This is a genomic window from Jiangella anatolica (assembly GCF_003236295.1).
Taxonomy (GTDB): Bacteria; Actinomycetota; Actinomycetes; order Jiangellales; family Jiangellaceae; genus Jiangella; species Jiangella anatolica.
In genome coordinates, this window is sequence record NZ_POTW01000047.1 from 15,413 (window position 1) to 33,147 (window position 17,735).

Sequence of the window (17,735 nt, forward strand, 5' to 3'; positions counted from 1 at the left end):
GTCGTCAAGGGTTGTCGGACGACGACGGAGGCGGTGGCGGGGCGAACGGCGGCGGCGCCGTGGCCGGCGGCGGATTCACGGCGCCGGCCGAGCCGCCCGCCCCGCCCGCCGGCGTCTCCGTCGCCACCGGCAGCGCCAGCCGCTCGGCGTCGAACCGTTGCTTGATCCGTTCGCGCAGCTCGCGGGCGACGCCCCACTGCTCGAGCGGCTTGGTCTTGATGACCACCCGGATGAGCACGCCGTCCGGGGTGAGGTCCTCGACGCCCCAGACCTCGGGTGGCTCGAGGATCAGCTCGCGCCAGTGGGGGTCGTCGGCGAGGACGTGCACGATCTCTTCGAGCAGCCGGCGGGCCCGGGTGACGTCGGCGTCGGCCGGGACGTTCACGTCGAGCAGCGCCCGTGACCAGCCGTAGGACGAGTTGCCGACCCGGATGACCTCGCCATTGCGGACGTACCAGACGGTGCCGTCGACGGAGCGCAGCCGGGTGATGCGCAGGCTGACCGACTCGACGGTGCCGACTGCGTGTCCCATGTCGATGACGTCGCCGACCCCGTACTGGTCCTCGAGCAGCATGGCGGCGCCGCCCAGGAAGTCCTTGACGAGGTTCTGCGCGCCGAAGCCGAGCGCGACGCCCAGGACGCCCGCGGACGCGAGCACCGGGCCGACGGCGTAGCCGAGCATCTCCAGCGCCGTGACCACGGCGATGGCGCTGATGACCACCGTCGTGATGCTGCGGAGCACCGAGCCGATGGTCTCGGCCCGCAGCGCCCGCCGCTCGGAGTAGGCGCCCGCGCCGCCGAACACGATGCGGGCGGCCCGGGCCGATCCGAGGACGGCTTTGGGCGGCTCCTTCTCGACGGTGCGCCGGACCATGCGGTTGATGAACTTGTGCGCGAGATAGCGGGCGACGACGGCGAAGAGGATGAGCCCGACGAGGCGCAGCGGCACGTCGAGCAGCACGTCGCGCCACCACTCGGCGGAGTACTGCTCGGCTTCGGTGATGTCGGGCGACGCGATGACGCCGGCCGCGCCGACGGCACCGGTGGCCGCGAGGAGGCCGACCATCGGGATCACCGCGGCTCCAGTCCCAGCTGCGCGGCGACGAAGCCGAGCTGGTCGGCGCTGAGGTCGACGGTGCGCGAGACGGCCCGGGCGCCGTGCCCGACGTTGGCCTCGGCGCGCAGCAGGATCGGCCGCGTCGCCGGGTCGCCGGACGTCGCCGCCTGCAGCGCCGCGGCCATCTTGCGGGCGTGCAGCGTGTCGACGCGGCTATCGCCGTCGAACACGGTGAACAGCACCGACGGGTACTCGACCCCGTCGCGGACGTGGTGGTACGGCGAGTAGCCGAGCAGCCACCCCAGCTCGACCGGGTCCGCCGCCGTCCCGTACTCGTCGTTCCAGGACTCGCCCAGGCCGAACTTCTCGTACCGGACCATGTCGAGCAGCGGCGCGGAGCAGACGACGGCGCGGTAGAGCTCGGGCCGCTGGGTCAGCGCGGCGCCGACCAGCAGGCCGCCGTTGGAGCCGCCGTAGATCGCCAGCTGCTCACTCGTCGTCCAGCCCTCGGCGACGAGGTACTCGGCGGCCGCGGCGAAGTCGTCGAACACGTTCTGCTTGTGCTCGCGCATGCCGGCGCGGTGCCACTGCTCGCCCTCCTCCGAGCCGCCGCGCAGGTTGGCGACGGCCCACACGCCGCCGGCCTCGACCCAGGCGAGGATGCTGGCGGAGTAGGCCGGCGTCAGCGCGATGTTGAAGCCGCCGTAGCCGTAGAGGACGGCCGGCCGCGGCTGCCGCGCGGCGCCGGCCGGCGAGACGATGACCATGCGCACCTCGGTGCCGTCCTTCGACCGGTACGTCACCTGCTCGGACCGCACCGCCGGGACGTCCACCGCGCCGGGCGCGTCGGCCCAGGTCGACACGGTCCGCGTCCGCGCGTCGTAGCGCAGGATCCGCACCGGGACCGTGTGGTCGGTGTAGCCGAGCCACGCCTCGTGCCCGCCCTCGGGCCGCTCGGACAGCCCGCCGACGCTGCCGATGCCGGGCAGCTCGAGCGTGTGCAGCGCCTCGCCCGTGGCCAGCGCGTGCGCCGTCACCTCGGAGATCGCGTGCCGGGTGCGGGCGGCCAGCAGCACCGGCGCGTCCAGCTCGTCGCCGTCGAGCAGCGCGTAGCCCTCCAGGACCGCCTCGGGGTCCTCGGGCAGCAGATCGCGCCAGTGCTCCGGCTCCGGCGTCGTGGGGTCGGTGACGGCGAGCCGGCCGCGCGGCGCGCCGAGGTCGGTCCAGACGTAGAGCCGGCCGTCGCGGCCCACGTGCAGGGCGGTCTTCGCGTCCTGGCCGACGATGACGGGGCGCAGCTGCGGCGCGGCGGGGTCGGCGCCGCCCAGCTCGGCCAGCCAGACGTCGTTGCGCGGCGCGGTGCCGGCCGCTGCGGTGACGACGAGCCAGCGGCCGTCGCGCGAGACGGAGACGCCGTAGTAGTTCGTCTTCTCCATGCCGTCGCCGAAGATCTCGACGTCGTCGGCCGGGTCGGCGCCGAGCCGGTGCAGGTAGACGCGGCGGTGGAACTGGTCCTCGCCGGCCGGGACGGCGTCCTTCGGCAGCCGGCGGACGTAGTAGAACGCCTCGCCGCCGGGCAGCCAGGCCACGGGGGAGTAGCGGGCCCGGTCGATCGGCCCGTCGACCACCTCGCCGGTCGCGACGTCGAGCACCCGCAGCACGGACTCCTCGGTGCCGCCCTCGGAGACCTGGTAGGCCAGCAGGTCGCCCTCCTTCGACGGCTGCCAGGCGTCCAGTGTGGTGGCGCCGGACGGGTCCAGCGCGATCGGATCGACGAGCGTCCGCTCGGCGCCGCCGGGGTCGGTCGTCAGCAGGACGGCGTGCTCCTGGCCGGGCAGGCGGCGGGTGTGGAACGCGCGGTCGCCGCGCCACACCGGGGTGCCGACGGAGCCGGCCTCCAGCAGCCGCGTCAGCCGGTCGGCGAACGCCGCGCGGGCCGGCCAGCCGGCGCGGTGCTCGTCGAACAGCATGCGCTGCGCCTTGGACCACGTCTGCGTGCCGGGGTCGTCCTCGGCCTCGAGGGCGCGGTAGGGGTCGGGCACCGTGACGCCGTGCAGCACGTCGGCGTCGTCGCCACGGGGGGCGAGGGGATACGGCTGCTGGAAGGTCGATGCGTCTAAGGCCACGACTCCGACCTTACTGACCCCCTCGGACCGGATCGCGCCACATCGCCGTCAGCGTAGGCCCGTCCGGTAGGACGATCTCCCTGGTCGGGCGGAATCCGTACCGCTCGTAGATCGGGATGTTCGCGGGGGTTGACGACTCCAGGTACGCCGGCATCCCCTGGGCGTCGGCCCGCGCCAGCCCGTCGCGCAGCAGCGCGCCGCCCACACCCCGTCCGGGCCGCGCCACCCCGAGCGTCTGCAGGTACCAGTGCGGCGGCGACGTGGGATGCGCGTCCTCGATGACGCGGAACGAGCGCAGGGCGCGCGGCAGCCCGGTCCCGAACGCCCGCAGCAGGTGCCGGCTGTGCCGCAGCGTCGCCCAGAACCCCGGCGGCGGCACGCCCGGCAGCCCCCACAGCGCCGCGCCGGCGATCTCCCCGTCGACGACGGCGACCCACGAGCCGCGCGGGCTGAGCAGCGTCTCGAAGGCGAACAGTGAGGTCAGCCGCTTGCGGTAGCGCTTGGCCGACACGATGGAACGCATCATCGGGTCGGCGTCGAACGCCTCGGCCAGCACCCGAGCGACCGTGCCGACGTCCGAGCGCAGCGCCTGCCGGACGACGGGACTGGAGGACTGCATCACTTGATCATGCGCCATCGTGGCCGCGCGGGTCAGGCATGGCCGGAGACACGGTGGGTTGCGTAGGTTCGGGTGCATGACGGCGAGTGACGACGATGAGCTGACGGTGCGCGCGGCAACGGCACGGAGGCGCACGTCTGGAATGCCGTCGTTCAACGAGGGAGGGTCAACATCATCGACCTCCAGGGGATCGGACCGAGTGGCCCAGCGTCGTTCGACTATTGGACCAGCTTCTACTTTGTAAGGACGAATTGACGTGGTACTTCAAGACGCGTTTGAGGCAGCGCAGCGCTTTCTCGATGAGGTGGTTCGCTCGGAAAATCACGCGGAGATCGTCATCGGCACGTGCTCCGAAACCGACGATGGCTGGGCATTTGGTTATAACAGTCGAGCCTTCATCGAAGATGGAGATATCTCTTCATCCCTGGCTGGGAACGGCCCAGTCATAGTGCCGAAGTCTGGCGCAGCTCCGTACATGGGCTCAGTGTTCGGAGGCTCGTTCAACTGAACCCTGGCGGTTACCAAAGGCCGCCCTTGTACTGTGGCCTACGCCCGCTCCATTCATTGGTGTGACATGGAGCGGACCGTCCGAGCCGGGCCCCCGACGTGCCGCCCCGAGGTGCGCGACACCCGGGAGCTGGCCGTGGCCTGAGCCGCTCTCATCACGGGAAGAGAACCGGCCGTGCCCGCGAAACCGGCGGATGCACGCCACAGCGACGGTTCCCGGCCGGCGCCGGTCCGTGTCCGGCGGTTTCGCGGGCATCCGCCGGCCGTTGCCGCATCCCTCTGTGTGACGGGCCCACGGTCACCGTTCAGGGCAGGGTGCCCACCCACGGGAGCAGCAGAAGAGCCTCACCTCGACGAGAGCTGCTGGAGCTGCCATTCGGCGACGGCGGGGAGCCAGTCCTGGCCGTACGTGGCCGCCGGGCCGATGCGGGGGTCGTCGGGGAGGCGGCCGTCGCGCAGGGCCTCGATGTACGCGCGGTCCAGGGCGATCCGGGCGCGCAGCTCGCCGGCGTCGCCGGGTGACCCGTGCCCGGGCACGACGACCTCGACGTCGCCGGCCACGGCCTCGAGCAGCGCCAGCCCGGTGAGGTAGTCCCCGATCGGGTCCGCGGCGCCCAGGTCCGGGAACGGGACCAGGATGTCGGACAGCATGTCTCCGGCGACGAGGACGCCGCGCTCCTCGATCAGCAGCGCCGCATGACCCTGGGCGTGCGCCGGATGCTCGATGATCCGGGCCCGGGGACCGTCCCACGGAAGCTCCGCGGTTCCGGCCGGCAGGCCGGTGATGAGCCCGAACCCGTCCAGTGGGATGTCGTCGGCGATCTCCGGCGGCAGTCCCTCGGCGACCTCGGCCCGCCAGTCGTCCTTCGCCAGCAGCTCCCGCAGGAAGGCGGCGCCGCGGGCGGTGCCGTAGCGGGGCGCGTCGCCGAGGGCGGCGTGCCAGAGCACGTGGTCCCAGTCCGGATGCGTCGAGAAGCCCGCCACCACGGGCCGGGACAGGTCGCCCGCGAGGCAGGCCAGCTCGTCGCCGGTGATGCCCGGGTCGACGAGCAGCACGCCGTCGCGGCCGTGCACGACGACGGTGTTGTTCTGGATCAACTCGCTCCGGTGGACCTGCACGCCCTCCGCGACCTGGTTCAGCATGTCCGGGAGCGTAGACCCAGTGATTGCGAAATGCAAGCACTATGTGCGGCCGTCCAGCTTGACACCGATCGAACACGTGTTCGACGATGGGTGGGTGACGGTCCGGGGGCTCGAGCAGGCCGAAGCGGCGCTGGCCGGAGCGGGTCTGGCCGCTCCGCCGGAGCCGGTCGCGGTGCTGCCCGCCCTGCGCACGCTGCTCGGCGGGCTGCGGCGGGGCCACGCGGTCTCGGTCGACGCGTCGGGGGTGCTGCCGCTGGCGCTGCTGGCCGGCGCGACGGCGGCGGGGGCGTGGTCGGCGATGGTGGGGTTCTCCGAGTTCGGCGTGCTGGCGGCCGCTGACCTGGGCGCCGACCTCGGCCGGGTGGTGGTCGTCGAGGACCCGGGATCGCAGTGGTCCGAGGTGGTCGCGGTGCTGCTCACGTCGGTCGAGCTGGTCCTGGTGCGCCCACCGGCCCCGGTCGGCGGGCAGCTGGCCCGGCGGCTGGTCGCGCTGGCCCGCCGCAACGGCGCGGCGCTGGTCTGCGCCGGCGACTGGGAGGGCGCGCAGACCCGGCTGCACGTCGCGTCGTCGCTGTGGGTCGGCCCGGACGGCGGCGCGGGTCACCTGCGCGGCCGGCGGGTGCGGGTCGAGGCGTCCGGACGGGGCGCCGGCGCCCGGCCGCGGTCGGCGTGGCTGTGGCTGCCCGGCCCCGACGGCACCGTGTCCGGCGCCGACCTCGAGGCCATCGAGAGCGCGCCGGCAGAGCTGGACGTGGCCGGATGAGCCGCCGTCGCGTCCTCGTCGTGTGGTGCCCGGACTGGCCGGTGGTCGCGGCCCGGGCCGAGGAGCCCGGCCACGAGGACACCGCGCCGGTCGCGGTGCTGGCCGCCAACGCCGTCGTCGCCTGCAGCGAGGCGGCCCGGGCCGAGGGCGTCCGCCGCGGGATGCGCCGCCGCGACGCGCAGTCGCGCTGCCCCGAGCTGGTGCTCGTCGACCACAACCCGGACCGGGACGCGCGGGCGTTCGAGCCGGTCCTGACGGCGGTCGAGCAGCTGCGGCCGGGGGTCGCGCCGCTGCGGCCCGGCCTGCTGGCGGTGCGCGCGCCGGGCCGGTTCTACGGCGGCGAGGAGGCGGCCGGCGCGCTCATCGCCGAGCAGCTGGTCCGGGCCGGCGTCTGGGACTGCCGCCTCGGCGTCGCCGACGACCTGTTCACCGCCGAGCAGGCCGCGCGGCGGGCCGGGCCGCAGGAGACCGTCGTGGTCGAGGTGGGCGGCTCGGCGGCGTTCCTGCGCGACCTGCCGGTCGGCGTCATCGACGACGACGAGGTGGCCGGGCTGCTGCGCCGGCTGGGGCTGCACACGCTCGGCGACTTCGCCCGGCTCGAGCCCGACGACGTCCAGGCGCGGTTCGGCGGCTACGGCGCCAAGGTGCACCGGCTGGCCCGCGGCACGGACCCGTCGCTGCTGGGCGTCCGCACCCCGCCGCCGGAGCTGGAGTGCGAGGTCCGGTTCGAGCCGCCGCTGGACACCGCCGAGGCGGTCGGGTTCAGCGTCCGCCGCACCGCCGAGCGGTTCGTCGCCCAGCTGGCCGACCGCGGGCTGGTCTGCACCGAAGTGCTGATCGAGGCCGAGTGCGACGACGAGGTCGCGTCCTCGCGGGTGTGGGCGCACTCGCGCTGGTTCGCCGCCACCGACCTGGTCGACCGCGTGCACTGGCAGCTACGGGGTCAGCTGCGCACCACCACGGGCGTCACCAAGCCGGTCCAGCTGGTCAGGTTCGTCCCGGACACCGTCGAGCCGGTCGCCGCGCACGCCGCGGGGTTGTGGGGCGGCGGCACCGACGAGCGGGTGGAGCGGGCGGTCGCCCGGGTGCAGGGGATGCTCGGGCCGCACGCGGTCACCGTCCCGATGGTGCAGGGCGGCCGGTCGCCGGCGGACCGGCAGGCGCTGGTCCCGTGGGGCGAGCGGCCGGTCGGGCTGCGTCCGGCCGAGCTGCCGTGGCCGGGCAGCCTCCCGCCGCCGGCGCCGGTCCGGGTGTTCGCCCAGCCGCGCCCGGTGATCGTCGTCGACGAGCGGGGCAAGCTCGTGCTGGTCAGCCAGCGCGGCGTGGTCAGCGCACCGCCGGTCCGGTTCCGCGCGGTCCGGCAGCCGGTCCCCGCCGGACGGGGTGCGCGGCGGGCCGCGGACGTCCCCGACGGGCTGGGCGACGACTGGCAGCCGGTCGGCGCGTGGGCCGGGCCGTGGCCGGTGGAGGAGCAGTGGTGGGAGAACCCGGCCAGCTGGGCCGCCCGCTTCCAGATCGTCACCGTCGACGGCCGGGCCTGGCTGATGACCTGCGCCGACGACGGCTGGTGGGCCGAGGCCGGCTATGACTGACGGAGCGTGAGCCGTGGGCTGGAACAACCCGCCGATGACCTGGAGCGAGCTGGAGCGCCGGCTCTCCGACCGGCCGTCGGTGCCGCCGGAGGACGGGCCCGGGTCGCGCAAGCGCACGCCGTACCGGCGCAAGGCCCAGGTGGTCCGGCCGGACGAGCCGGTCACGCCGTACGCGGAGCTGCACGCGCACAGCAACTTCAGCTTCCTCGACGGCGCCAGCGGGCCGGACCGGCTGGTCGAGGCGGCCATCGAGCTGGGGCTGCAGGGGCTGGCGCTGACCGACCACGACGGCTTCTACGGCGCGCCGCTGTTCGCCGAGATCGCGCAGAAGTACGCCGAGGCGGAGCTGCGCACCGTCTACGGCGCGGAGCTGTCGCTGGGCCTGGACGCGCCGCAGAACGGCGTGCCGGACCCGCGCGGGCAGCACCTGCTGGTGCTGGCCAGAGGCGTCGAGGGGTACCACCGGCTGGCCGGCGCGATCACCGAGGCGCAGCTGCGCGGCAAGGAGAAGGGCAAGCCGGACTACCGCCTCGACGAGCTGTCCGAGTTCGGGCGCGGGCACTGGCTGGTGCTCACCGGCTGCCGCAAGGGCGCCGTCCGGTCCGCGCTCGCCACCGCGGGGCCGGCGGCGGCCGCGGCGGAGCTGGACCGGCTGACCGCGCTGTTCGGCCGCGAGCACGTCGTCGTCGAGCTGTTCGACCACGGCCATCCCAGCGACGACGACGTCAACCGGCTGCTGGCCGGCGTGGCCGCGGACCGCGGGCTGCCCGTCGTCGCCACCAACAACGTCCACTACGCCGACCCCGAGGAGTACCGGCTGGCCTCGGCGATGGCGGCGATCCGGGCCCGGCGCAGCCTCGCGGAGATGGACGGCTGGCTGCCGGCGTGGGGCGCGGCGTCGCTGCGGCCGGGCCGGGAGATGGCGGCCCGCTTCGCCGGCTACCCGGGCGCCGTCGCCCGCTCCGTCGAGCTGGCCGGCGAGCTCGCGTTCGACCTGCGCAAGGCCAGCCCGCGACTGCCGAAGGAGCACATCCCCGAGGGCCACACGGCGATGAGCTGGCTGCGGATCCTGGTCGAGCGCGGCTTCCAGCGGTACTACCGGGGGGTCAAGCACGAGCAGGCGGCCCGCGAGCGGATCGAGCACGAGCTGAGGATCATCGACCAGAAGGACTTCGCCGGCTACTTCGTCATCGTCCACGACATCGTGGGGTTCGCCCGCGACGAGGGCATCCTCTGCCAGGGCCGGGGATCGGCGGCCAGCTCGGCGGTCTGCTACGCGCTCGGCGTCACCGCGATCGACCCGGTCTTCCACGACCTGCCGTTCGAACGTTTCATCTCCGTCAACCGCGACGAGGAACCCGACATCGACGTCGACTTCGACTCCGACCGGCGCGAGGAGGTCATCCAGCAGGTGTACAAGTGGTTCGGCCGCCGCAACGCCGCCCAGGTGGCCAACGTCATCAGCTACCGGCCGAAGATGGCCGTCCGCGACGCCGCCAAGGCGCTGGGCTACTCGCCGGGACAGCAGGACGCCTGGTCCAAGCAGACCGACAGCTGGAGCGCGGTGGCCGAGGCCGACGGCGAGCAGCACGACATACCTGGAGCCGTCGTCGACCTCGCCAACCAGCTGATGCGGGCGCCGCGGCACCTGGGCATCCACTCCGGCGGCATGGTCCTGACCGAGCGGCCGATCGGCCAGGTGTGCCCGATCGAGTGGGCGCGGATGAAGGACCGCACCGTCCTGCAGTGGGACAAGGACGCCTGCGAGTCGATGGGGCTGGTCAAGTTCGACCTGCTCGGGCTGGGAATGCTGAACGCGATCAACCACGCGTTCGTCATGATCGCCGGGTATCTCGGCGAGGCGTGGGAGCTGCAGAGCGTGCCCAAGGAGGAGCCGGCCGTCTACGACATGCTCTGCCGGGCCGACTCCATCGGCGTCTTCCAGGTCGAGAGCCGGGCACAGATCGGGACGCTGCCCCGGCTGCGTCCGCGGGAGTTCTACGACCTCGCCATCGAGATCGCGCTGATCCGCCCCGGCCCGATCCAGGGCGGCGCCGTCCACCCCTACATCCGCCGCGCCACGAAGGTGGAGGAGGTCGACTACCCACACCCGGACCTGATCCCGGTGCTGAAGCGGACCCTCGGCGTGCCGCTGTTCCAGGAGCAGCTCATGCAGATGGCCATCGCGGTCGGCGACTGCACCCCCGACGACGCCGACCTGCTGCGCCGGGCCATGGGCTCCAAGCGCGGCATCGAGCGGATCGAGAGCATCAAGGAGAAGCTCTACAAGGGCATGGCCAAGCGGGAAATCGTCGGGGAGAAGGCCGACGCGCTCTACACGAAGATCCTCTCGTTCGCGAACTTCGGGTTCGCCGAGAGCCATGCGCTGTCCTTCGCCAAGCTCGTCTACGTCAGCTCCTGGCTCAAGCTGCACTACCCGGCGGCGTTCCTGGCCGCGCTGCTGCGGGCCCAGCCGATGGGGTTCTACTCCGCGCAGTCGCTGGTCCACGACGCCCGGCGGCACGGCGTCACCGTCCTGCGGCCCGACATCGTCACGTCCGGCGCCGTCGCCGGGCTCGAGCTCGCCGGCGAGCCCGGGGTCACCGGCGACCCCGAGTGCCTGCGCCCGGAGCACGAGCGCACCGAGTGGGTCCCGGGCACGCCGGACCCGACGCCGCTGCACCGCCGGGACACCGGGTACGCGGTCCGGATCGGCCTGGACTCCGTCCGCGGCATCGGCAAGGACGTCGCCGAGCGGATCGTCGCGGCCCGCGAGGAGCGGCCGTTCCGCGACCCGACCGACCTGTCCCGCCGGGCCGGCCTGGACGCCCGTCAGCTGGAGGCGCTGGCCACCGCCGGCGCGTTCGACGGGTTCGGGCTCAGCCGCCGCGAGGCGCTGTGGAACGCCGGCTACACCGAGTCCGCCGGCCAGCTGGAGGCCGTCACCGCCGCACCCGCGGCGCCGCCGCTGCCCGGGATGAGCGACGTCGAGCTGACCCTGGCCGACCTGTGGGCCACGTCGATCTCGCCGGACGGCCACCCGATCGGGCACCTGCGCCCGCTGCTGCGCGGCGAGGGCATCCTCTCCGTCGCCGACCTCGCCACCGCCGAGCCGAACCGCCGCGTCACCGTCGCCGGCGTGGTCACGCACCGGCAGCGGCCCGGCACCGCGGGCGGCATCACGTTCCTCAACATCGAGGACGAGACCGGCATGCTCAACGTCGTCTGCGGCGGCGGGCTGTGGCAGCGGCACCGGCGGGTCGCCCGCAACGCCGCCTGCATGATCGTGCGGGGGATCCTGGAGCGCAAGGACGGCGTCACCAACCTGGTCGCGGACAAGCTGGCCTCGCTCGACGAGCTGCACCCCGAGGCGGCCCGCGCCCTGCACGCCCGGCACCGCTCCCGCGACTTCCACTGACCCCTGGAGCTCAGCCGGCGGTCCAGTCGATCAGCACGCCGACGACCGAGCGGTCACCGTCGTCGAGCCGGGCATACAACTCCGGCAGGTCGCCCGGCGCGATGCGGTCGGTGACGACGGGCGCCAGCGCCAGCCGCCGCCGGGCGACGCGCTCGAGGAGGTAGCGCAGCGCGCGCTGGACCGACCACCCGTCGCCGGTGTCGTGCGCGTCCCGCCACGGATGGTTGGCGCAACCGACGATGCGGATGCCGTCGTAGTGGAACTTCGCCGGGTAGCTCAGCAGCTGCCGATGCAGCGCCGCGCCGGTCTGCGCGTCGGGCAGGTCGCGGTACACGCCGAGCACCGAGATGCGGCTGCCGCGCCGGCACATGCGGGCCGCGGTGTCGAGCCCGCGCCACGAGCCGCTCGTCTCGACCACCAGATCGATCCCCTCGGGCGAGGCGCGCAACACGCCGGCGGAGAGCTCCGGGTCGCGCCCGTCCCAGGTGCTCAGACCGAGGCCGGCGGCGAACCGGAGCCGGTCGTCGTCGGCGTCGACGGCGTGCACCCTGGCGCCGCAGGCCGTCGCCACCAGCGCCGCGCACAGCCCGACGACGCCCAGCCCGACGACGGCGACGTTCTCGCCGGCCGCGTACTCGCCGGCGTGCAGGCAGTAGAGCCCGAGGCTGGCGAGGTAGCACAGCACCGCGTCGTCGAACGGAGCCTCGTCGGGCACCGGGACGACGCGGTGCGCGGGCACGATCGCCGCGTCGCCGTGCGGCGCCGCCGCGAAGACCCGATCGCCGCGGCGGAGGGTGGTGACGCCCGCGCCCGTCTCGAGGACCCGGCCGGCCGCGAGGTAGCCGGGGTCGTCCATGAAACCGGTCGGGCCGGACCGGTACGCGTGCAGCTCGCTACCGGCGCTGACGGCCGTGAGCTCGATGCCGACCAGCACCTCGCCGGCGGCCGGTCGCGGTGTCGCGGCCTCGTGCAGCTCCAGCCGACGCTCGCCGGTGATCGTCCATCGCCTCATGCGCTGGCAGTCAAGACGGAACACCATTCCATGTCAACGGTGACGGTAGCGTCGGTGCGTGCCTGCCTACCGCGCCGCCGACGACACGTCCCTGCACTACGACGAGCTGGCTGGGCCGGTCGCCGCGGGCCCGCCCGTCGTCGTCCTCGCCGGAGGGGCGGCCCGGCACCCCGCCTACCTGGGCGACCTCGCCGGGCTGGCCGGCCGGCACCCGCTGGTGATCCCGCACCTGCGCGGCGTCGGCGAGTCACCCGCGCCGGACGAGCCGGAGGCGGGCTCGTACTGGCGGCAGGCCGGCGACCTCGAGGCGCTGCGCCGGCATCTGGGGCAGGACCGCCTGCTGGTCGCCGGGCACTCCGCAGGCACCCGGCTCGCCGTCGCGTACGCCGTGCAGTATCCGGCGCACGTCGCGGCGCTCGTGCTGATCACGCCGCCGTCGACCCACCTCGTCGACGCCGAGCCGGACGCCGAGGCGATCGCCGAGCGGCTCCGTGCGGCGGACCCCGCCGTCGACGACGCCTGGACGGCGCTGCTCGCCGGGCCTGCCGTCCTCGACGACGAAGGCTTCAATGTCTGGCAGCGGCGGGTCGCGCCGGCCAGCTACGCGCACTGGGGCCCGGCCGAGCGGGAGCACGCCGCCGTCGGCCGCTACGACCTGCCCGCCAACCGCGCCTACTTCAGCGTCGACCCGCCCGCCGACCTCGCCGAGCGGCTCGCGTCCGTCACCGCCCCGGTCCTCGTGGTCGCCGGCGCCGACGACGCGATGACCGGGTTCGCGCCGGTCGCCGCACTGGCCCAGCGGTTCCCGGCCGGGCGGCTGGCCGTCGTCGACGACTGCGGCCACTACCCGTGGGTCGAACGCCCGACCCCGTTCCGCGCCGCCGTCGACGCCTTCTTGGACGACGTGGTCTAGCCGTCAGCACAGCACCTCGGCGCCCGTGCGGTGCAGGTAAGCGCAGATCAGGGCGAAATCCCACTCCAGCTGCGCGATCCGTTCGGCGAAGTTCTCCGACGGCCAGTCCGGCGCGTCGAAGCCGAGCTGCTGCTCGATCTCGTCCAGCCGTGCCGCGTCGTCGACGGTGCGCCGAGCGATGACGGCGTCGGAGACCGCCTCCAGCTCGCCGACGGTCGCCTCCAGCTCGTCGATCCGCTCGCCCTGCCGCTGGACGACGACCCCGCCGACGCCCACGACGGCCAGCAGGACGAGGCCCATCGCGATCAGCCCTATCCGGTTCATGCCTGCCCCCGCACCTCGATGTGCGTGTGATGCGCACGCTACGCCGTCTAGAGTTCGGGCGGTGAGGATCGTCATCGCACGCTGCCAGGTCGACTACGCCGGACGGCTGACCGCCCACCTCCCGCTCGCCACCCGCGTCATCATGGTGAAGGCCGACGGCAGCGTGCTGGTGCACTCCGATGGCGGCTCGTACAAGCCGCTGAACTGGATGAGCCCGCCCTGCACGCTCACCGTCCGCGACCCGGAGCCGGACGAGGAGGGCCTGGTCGCGGTCTGGACCGTCCAGAACGACAAGACCGACGACCGGCTGGTGATCAACCTCCACGAGGTCCTGCACGACTCCAGCCACGACCTCGGCGTCGACCCAGGGCTGGTCAAGGACGGCGTCGAGGCGCACCTGCAGGTGCTGCTGGCCGAGCAGGTCGAGACGTTCGGCGCCGGCTGGCGGCTGGTGCGCCGCGAGTACCCGACGGCGATCGGCCCGGTCGACCTGCTCTGCCGCGACCACGAGGGCGTCGCCGTCGCCGTCGAGGTGAAGCGGCGCGGCGAGATCGACGGCGTCGAGCAGCTCACCCGGTACCTCGACCTGCTCAACCGCGACCCGCTGCTGGCGCCGGTCCGCGGCGTGTTCGCGGCGCAGGAGATCAAGCCGCAGGCCCGCACACTCGCCGTCGACCGCGGCATCCTCTGCGTCACCGTCGACTACGACGCGCTCCGCGGCGTGGACGACCCCACCTCGCGGCTGTTCTAGGGTCTGGGCATGACGACGTTCGGTCCACCGGACACGCCTGGCTGGACGCTCGTGGGCGGGCGCTCGTATGCCGATGCTGTCCCCGACCTGCCGCCGAACGTCTGGGAACTGCGGTGGCAGAGCACTGGTGAGTCGATCCGCGTCACTGACCCGATCTATGGAAATCAACGGTCGCTCTCCGTGGTCGAGATCGACACCGACGAGGGTGTGCTCAGGTTCGCCGCCGATGAGGTGTCGAACGGCGTGTTTCTCTTCGCACTCCCTGGAGTCCGCTGATGTCGAACGACGCGGAGGAGGTCGCGGCCATCATCGCCAGCCGTGCGAACGCGGACTTCATCCGCGCCCTGACTTGGTCACCCTGTGGGCGACGTACTCCGCGGATCAACGCTGGACTCCCGCTGCATACGTGACCGGGACCGAAGCTGGTTGGTACGACGCTGGCTACCAGGACGTTGTTCACCACCCCGACGAGGCTGGTGCCGTCGCTGACTTCATTCATCGAACGGCGGCGTACCTCGACGCCAATCGTGTCGAGGTTCCGAAGGAACCTCGCCGTGACCGCTAGTTCCGAAGCGGAGGGTAACGACTGCATGGACGGCGTCGAGCAGCTGACCCGGTACCTCGACCTGCTCAACCGCGACCCGCTGCTGGCGCCGGTCCGCGGCGTCGACGACCCCACCTCGCGGCTGTTCTGAACGTCACGCCGACCGGCGTCCCCGCGACCTCTAGGCTGTCAATCATGAGTGCGCACTTCGATGTCGTCGTGCTGGGCGCCGGGCCGGGCGGGTACACCGCGGCCGTCCGCGCGGCCCAGCTGGGCAAGTCCGTCGCGGTCGTGGAGTCGAAGTACTGGGGCGGCGTCTGCCTCAACGTCGGCTGCATCCCGAGCAAGGCGCTGCTGCGCAACGCCGAGCTGGCCCACATCGTCAAGAACGAGGCCGACACGTTCGGCCTGGTCTTCGAGGGCGAGGTCAAGGCCGACTACTCGAAGGCGTACGAGCGCAGCCGCACCGTGGCCGACGGCCGGGTCAAGGGCGTGCACTATCTGATGAAGAAGAACAAGATCACCGAGTTCGACGGCTGGGGCACGTTCACCGACGCGACCACGCTCGACGTCCGGCTGAACGACGGCGGCAGCGAGACGGTGACGTTCGAGCACTGCATCGTCGCCGCTGGCGCGACCACCCGGCTGCTGCCCGGCACGTCGCTGAGCGAGCGTGTCGTCACCTACGAGGAGCAGATCCTCCAGAGCGAGCTGCCCGGCCGCATCGTCATCGCGGGCGCCGGCGCCATCGGCGTCGAGTTCGGCTACGTCATGGCCAACTACGGCGTCCAGGTCACCATCGTCGAGTTCCTCGACCGCATGCTGCCGCTGGAGGACCCCGAGGTCTCCAAGGAGCTGGCCCGCCAGTACAAGAAGCTCGGCGTCGACGTGCGCACGTCCACCCGGGTCGACAGCATCGACGACTCCGGCGACGTCGTGCGGGTCACCGTCACCTCCGGCGACAAGCAGGAGGTCATCGAGACCGACAAGGTGCTGCAGGCGATCGGCTTCGCCCCGCGCATCGACGGCTACGGCCTGGACAAGACCGGCGTGCGCACCACCGAGCGCGGCGCCATCGAGGTCGACGAGTACCTGCGCACCAATGTGCCCAGCATCTACGCCATCGGCGACGTCACCGGCAAGCTGCTGCTCGCGCACGCCGCCGAGGCGATGGCGACCGTCGCCGCCGAGACCATCGCCGGCGCGGAGACCATGCCGATCGACTACGACATGATCCCGCGCGCGACGTACTGCCAGCCGCAGGTGGCCAGCTTCGGCTACACCGAGGAGCAGGCTCGCAAGCTGGGGCACGACGTGAAGGCCTTCAAGTTCCCGTTCATGGCCAACGGCAAGGCGCACGGCCTCGGCGACCCCGTCGGCTTCGTCAAGATCGTCGCCGACGCCGCGCACAACGAGCTGCTCGGCGCCCACCTCATCGGCCCGGACGTCACCGAACTGCTGCCCGAGCTGACGCTGGCGCAGCTGTGGGACCTGACGGCGGACGAGGTCGGCCGCAACATCCACGCCCACCCGACGCTGTCCGAGGCGGTCAAGGAGGCCATCCACGGCATCTCCGGCCACCCGATCAACATCTGACCGACGGCCGCATCAGTCGTCATCGGCGTTCTGGCGGATCTCGTCGGTGACGACGCCGTCGACGCAGCGGAGGCGGACCTCGACCTCGAGCGACTCGCCCTCGAACTTGATCTGCGGGTGGTCGTCGGACTCGTCGTCGTCGGCGTCGACCTCGTAGCCCTGGGCGGGGACGGCGCCGATGACCCGGACGGTGCCGTCGGGGTTGCACTGCGCGGTCACGGTGCCGGCGCCGTTGGCGTCGATGACGCGGGGCCGGGCCGGAGGCGTGGTCGCCGGCGGTGTCGTGGGCTGCGGGGCCGGTGACGTGGACGGCGGCGGCGTGGACGGCGGCGGCGTGGACGGCGGCGGCGTGGACGGCGGCGGCGTGGACGGCGGCGGCGTTGACGGTGGCGGCGTCGACGGTGGCGCGGGGGAGGCCAGGCGCTGCTCGACCTCGGCCTGGGTGAGCGGTTCCTGGCTGGAGCCGAAGATGTCGCTGCCGATCACGCCGACCGCGCCCATCCCGACCGCCGTGGCGCCGGCCGCGGCCGCGAGCCACAGCAGCACCCCGGTTCCGACGCGCACCGCCCGAGTCCTGACCACGCACCCACTATGCCCGCCGCCCGGGTTAAGGGACGCCTAAGGCGACCTCAACGGACGCCTTGAGGGCCGGACCAAGGGCAGCCACGTGCCCTAGGGTCGTCGCCATGGCTCAGGTACTCGTCGTCGAGGACGATGCGACGATCCGGTCCGCGCTGATCCGCGGGCTGACCGAGCGCGGCCACGCGGTCCGGTCCGCGCCGACGGCGATGGCGGGGCTGGAGCAGGCCGTCGGCGACCGGCCGGACGTCGTCGTGCTGGATCTGGGGTTGCCGGACCTCGACGGCACCGCGATGCTGCGGATGCTCCGCGGTGTCAGCGACGTCCCCGTCATTGTCGCGACGGCGCGCGACGACGAGCGCGAGGTGGTCGCCGTCCTCGACGCGGGGGCGGACGACTACGTGACCAAGCCGTTCGGCGTCGCCCAGCTCGACGCCCGCATCCGCGCCGTGCTGCGCCGCGGCGGCGAGGAGCAGCGCGATCAGGCGGTCACCGTCGGCGGGCTGAGCGTCGACCCGCGCAGCCGCGAGGCCAGCCTCGACGGCGCCAAGCTGGAGCTCACGCCGCGCGAGTTCGACCTGCTCCACTACCTGGCCGCGCGGGCCGGCGAGGTCGTCGGCAAGCGCGAACTGCTGACGGAGGTCTGGCAGCTCCCGTACGGCGGCGCGGACAAGACCGTCGACGTGCACCTGTCGTGGCTGCGCCGCAAGCTCGGCGAGACCGCCCAGGAGCCCCGCTACCTGCACGCGGTCCGCGGCGTCGGCGTCCGGCTGGCCGCGCCGGAGGAGTGA

16 protein-coding genes and 1 pseudogene are annotated in these 17,735 nt (G+C 73.2%); 10 read left to right on the forward strand and 7 right to left on the reverse strand.

The features are described 5' to 3' along the window. Positions 1-4: 4 nt before the first annotated feature. The 3 genes from C1I92_RS18730 to C1I92_RS18740 are packed head-to-tail and all read right to left on the reverse strand — an operon-like array spanning position 5 to position 3,802. Complete coding sequence (locus C1I92_RS18730) at positions 5-1,066, reverse strand: mechanosensitive ion channel family protein (RefSeq protein WP_199521357.1); 1,062 nt, start codon at positions 1,064-1,066, stop codon at positions 5-7. 5 nt (positions 1,067-1,071) lie between these two features. Then, entirely contained in the window at positions 1,072-3,183 is a 2,112-nt protein-coding gene (locus tag C1I92_RS18735; protein WP_111256176.1) for a prolyl oligopeptidase family serine peptidase, read from the reverse strand. A 10-nt stretch (positions 3,184-3,193) separates the two neighbouring features. Further along, positions 3,194-3,802, reverse strand: a complete 609-nt coding sequence (locus tag C1I92_RS18740) for a GNAT family N-acetyltransferase (RefSeq protein ID WP_111256177.1) — start codon at positions 3,800-3,802, stop codon at positions 3,194-3,196. A 256-nt stretch (positions 3,803-4,058) separates the two neighbouring features. Here C1I92_RS18740 and C1I92_RS18745 point away from each other — a divergent pair, with 256 nt between their 5' ends. Then, on the forward strand, positions 4,059-4,310 hold the full coding sequence (locus C1I92_RS18745) for a YrhB domain-containing protein (RefSeq protein WP_158564196.1): 252 nt from the start codon (positions 4,059-4,061) through the stop codon (positions 4,308-4,310). A 344-nt stretch (positions 4,311-4,654) separates the two neighbouring features. Here the strand turns inward: C1I92_RS18745 and C1I92_RS18750 are convergent, their stop codons facing one another. Then, positions 4,655-5,452, reverse strand: a complete 798-nt coding sequence (locus tag C1I92_RS18750; RefSeq protein WP_111256179.1) for an MBL fold metallo-hydrolase — start codon at positions 5,450-5,452, stop codon at positions 4,655-4,657. A gap of 94 nt (positions 5,453-5,546) precedes the next feature. On the opposite strand from C1I92_RS18750, the gene imuA' reads away from it, so the two are divergent. From imuA' to C1I92_RS18765, 3 genes are read left to right on the forward strand one after another with little or no spacing between them, the layout of a single operon-like run. Further along, complete coding sequence (gene imuA', locus C1I92_RS18755) at positions 5,547-6,215, forward strand: DnaE2-dependent mutagenesis accessory factor ImuA' (protein WP_233507078.1); 669 nt, start codon at positions 5,547-5,549, stop codon at positions 6,213-6,215. Further along, a complete protein-coding gene (locus C1I92_RS18760; protein ID WP_111256180.1) occupies positions 6,212-7,807 on the forward strand; it encodes a DNA polymerase Y family protein in 1,596 nt (531 codons plus the stop codon). Before imuA' ends, C1I92_RS18760 begins: the two co-directional genes overlap by 4 nt. A gap of 13 nt (positions 7,808-7,820) precedes the next feature. Then, complete coding sequence (locus C1I92_RS18765; protein ID WP_111256181.1) at positions 7,821-11,225, forward strand: error-prone DNA polymerase; 3,405 nt, start codon at positions 7,821-7,823, stop codon at positions 11,223-11,225. Positions 11,226-11,235: 10 nt separating this feature from the next. Here the strand turns inward: C1I92_RS18765 and C1I92_RS18770 are convergent, their stop codons facing one another. Further along, complete coding sequence (locus tag C1I92_RS18770) at positions 11,236-12,237, reverse strand: zinc-dependent alcohol dehydrogenase (RefSeq protein ID WP_146605193.1); 1,002 nt, start codon at positions 12,235-12,237, stop codon at positions 11,236-11,238. A 58-nt stretch (positions 12,238-12,295) separates the two neighbouring features. On the opposite strand from C1I92_RS18770, the gene C1I92_RS18775 reads away from it, so the two are divergent. Continuing rightward, entirely contained in the window at positions 12,296-13,150 is an 855-nt protein-coding gene (locus C1I92_RS18775) for an alpha/beta fold hydrolase (RefSeq protein WP_111256183.1), read from the forward strand. Positions 13,151-13,153: 3 nt separating this feature from the next. Here C1I92_RS18775 and C1I92_RS18780 read toward each other — a convergent pair whose 3' ends face one another. Continuing rightward, positions 13,154-13,474, reverse strand: coding sequence for a hypothetical protein (locus C1I92_RS18780; protein ID WP_111256184.1), 321 nt, complete (start codon positions 13,472-13,474; stop codon positions 13,154-13,156). A 61-nt stretch (positions 13,475-13,535) separates the two neighbouring features. Between C1I92_RS18780 and nucS the strand changes: the two genes are divergently transcribed. The 4 genes and pseudogenes from nucS (at position 13,536) to lpdA (ending at position 16,365) form a co-directional block, all read left to right on the forward strand. Then, entirely contained in the window at positions 13,536-14,225 is a 690-nt protein-coding gene (gene nucS / locus C1I92_RS18785; protein ID WP_111256185.1) for an endonuclease NucS, read from the forward strand. Between the two features lie 9 nt (positions 14,226-14,234). Then, entirely contained in the window at positions 14,235-14,501 is a 267-nt protein-coding gene (locus C1I92_RS18790) for a hypothetical protein (protein ID WP_111256186.1), read from the forward strand. A 314-nt stretch (positions 14,502-14,815) separates the two neighbouring features. Continuing rightward, positions 14,816-14,893 (forward strand): annotated as a pseudogene (locus C1I92_RS35455) (endonuclease NucS domain-containing protein); the annotation flags it as partial. 71 nt (positions 14,894-14,964) lie between these two features. Continuing rightward, positions 14,965-16,365, forward strand: a complete 1,401-nt coding sequence (lpdA, locus tag C1I92_RS18800) for a dihydrolipoyl dehydrogenase (RefSeq protein WP_111256187.1) — start codon at positions 14,965-14,967, stop codon at positions 16,363-16,365. Positions 16,366-16,377: 12 nt separating this feature from the next. Here the strand turns inward: lpdA and C1I92_RS34510 are convergent, their stop codons facing one another. Then, positions 16,378-16,929 carry a hypothetical protein gene (locus tag C1I92_RS34510; protein WP_199521358.1) on the reverse strand — a complete coding sequence of 184 codons (552 nt, stop codon included), beginning with the start codon at positions 16,927-16,929 and terminating at the stop codon, positions 16,378-16,380. A 122-nt stretch (positions 16,930-17,051) separates the two neighbouring features. Here C1I92_RS34510 and C1I92_RS18810 point away from each other — a divergent pair, with 122 nt between their 5' ends. Then, entirely contained in the window at positions 17,052-17,735 is a 684-nt protein-coding gene (locus tag C1I92_RS18810) for a response regulator transcription factor (RefSeq protein ID WP_111256188.1), read from the forward strand.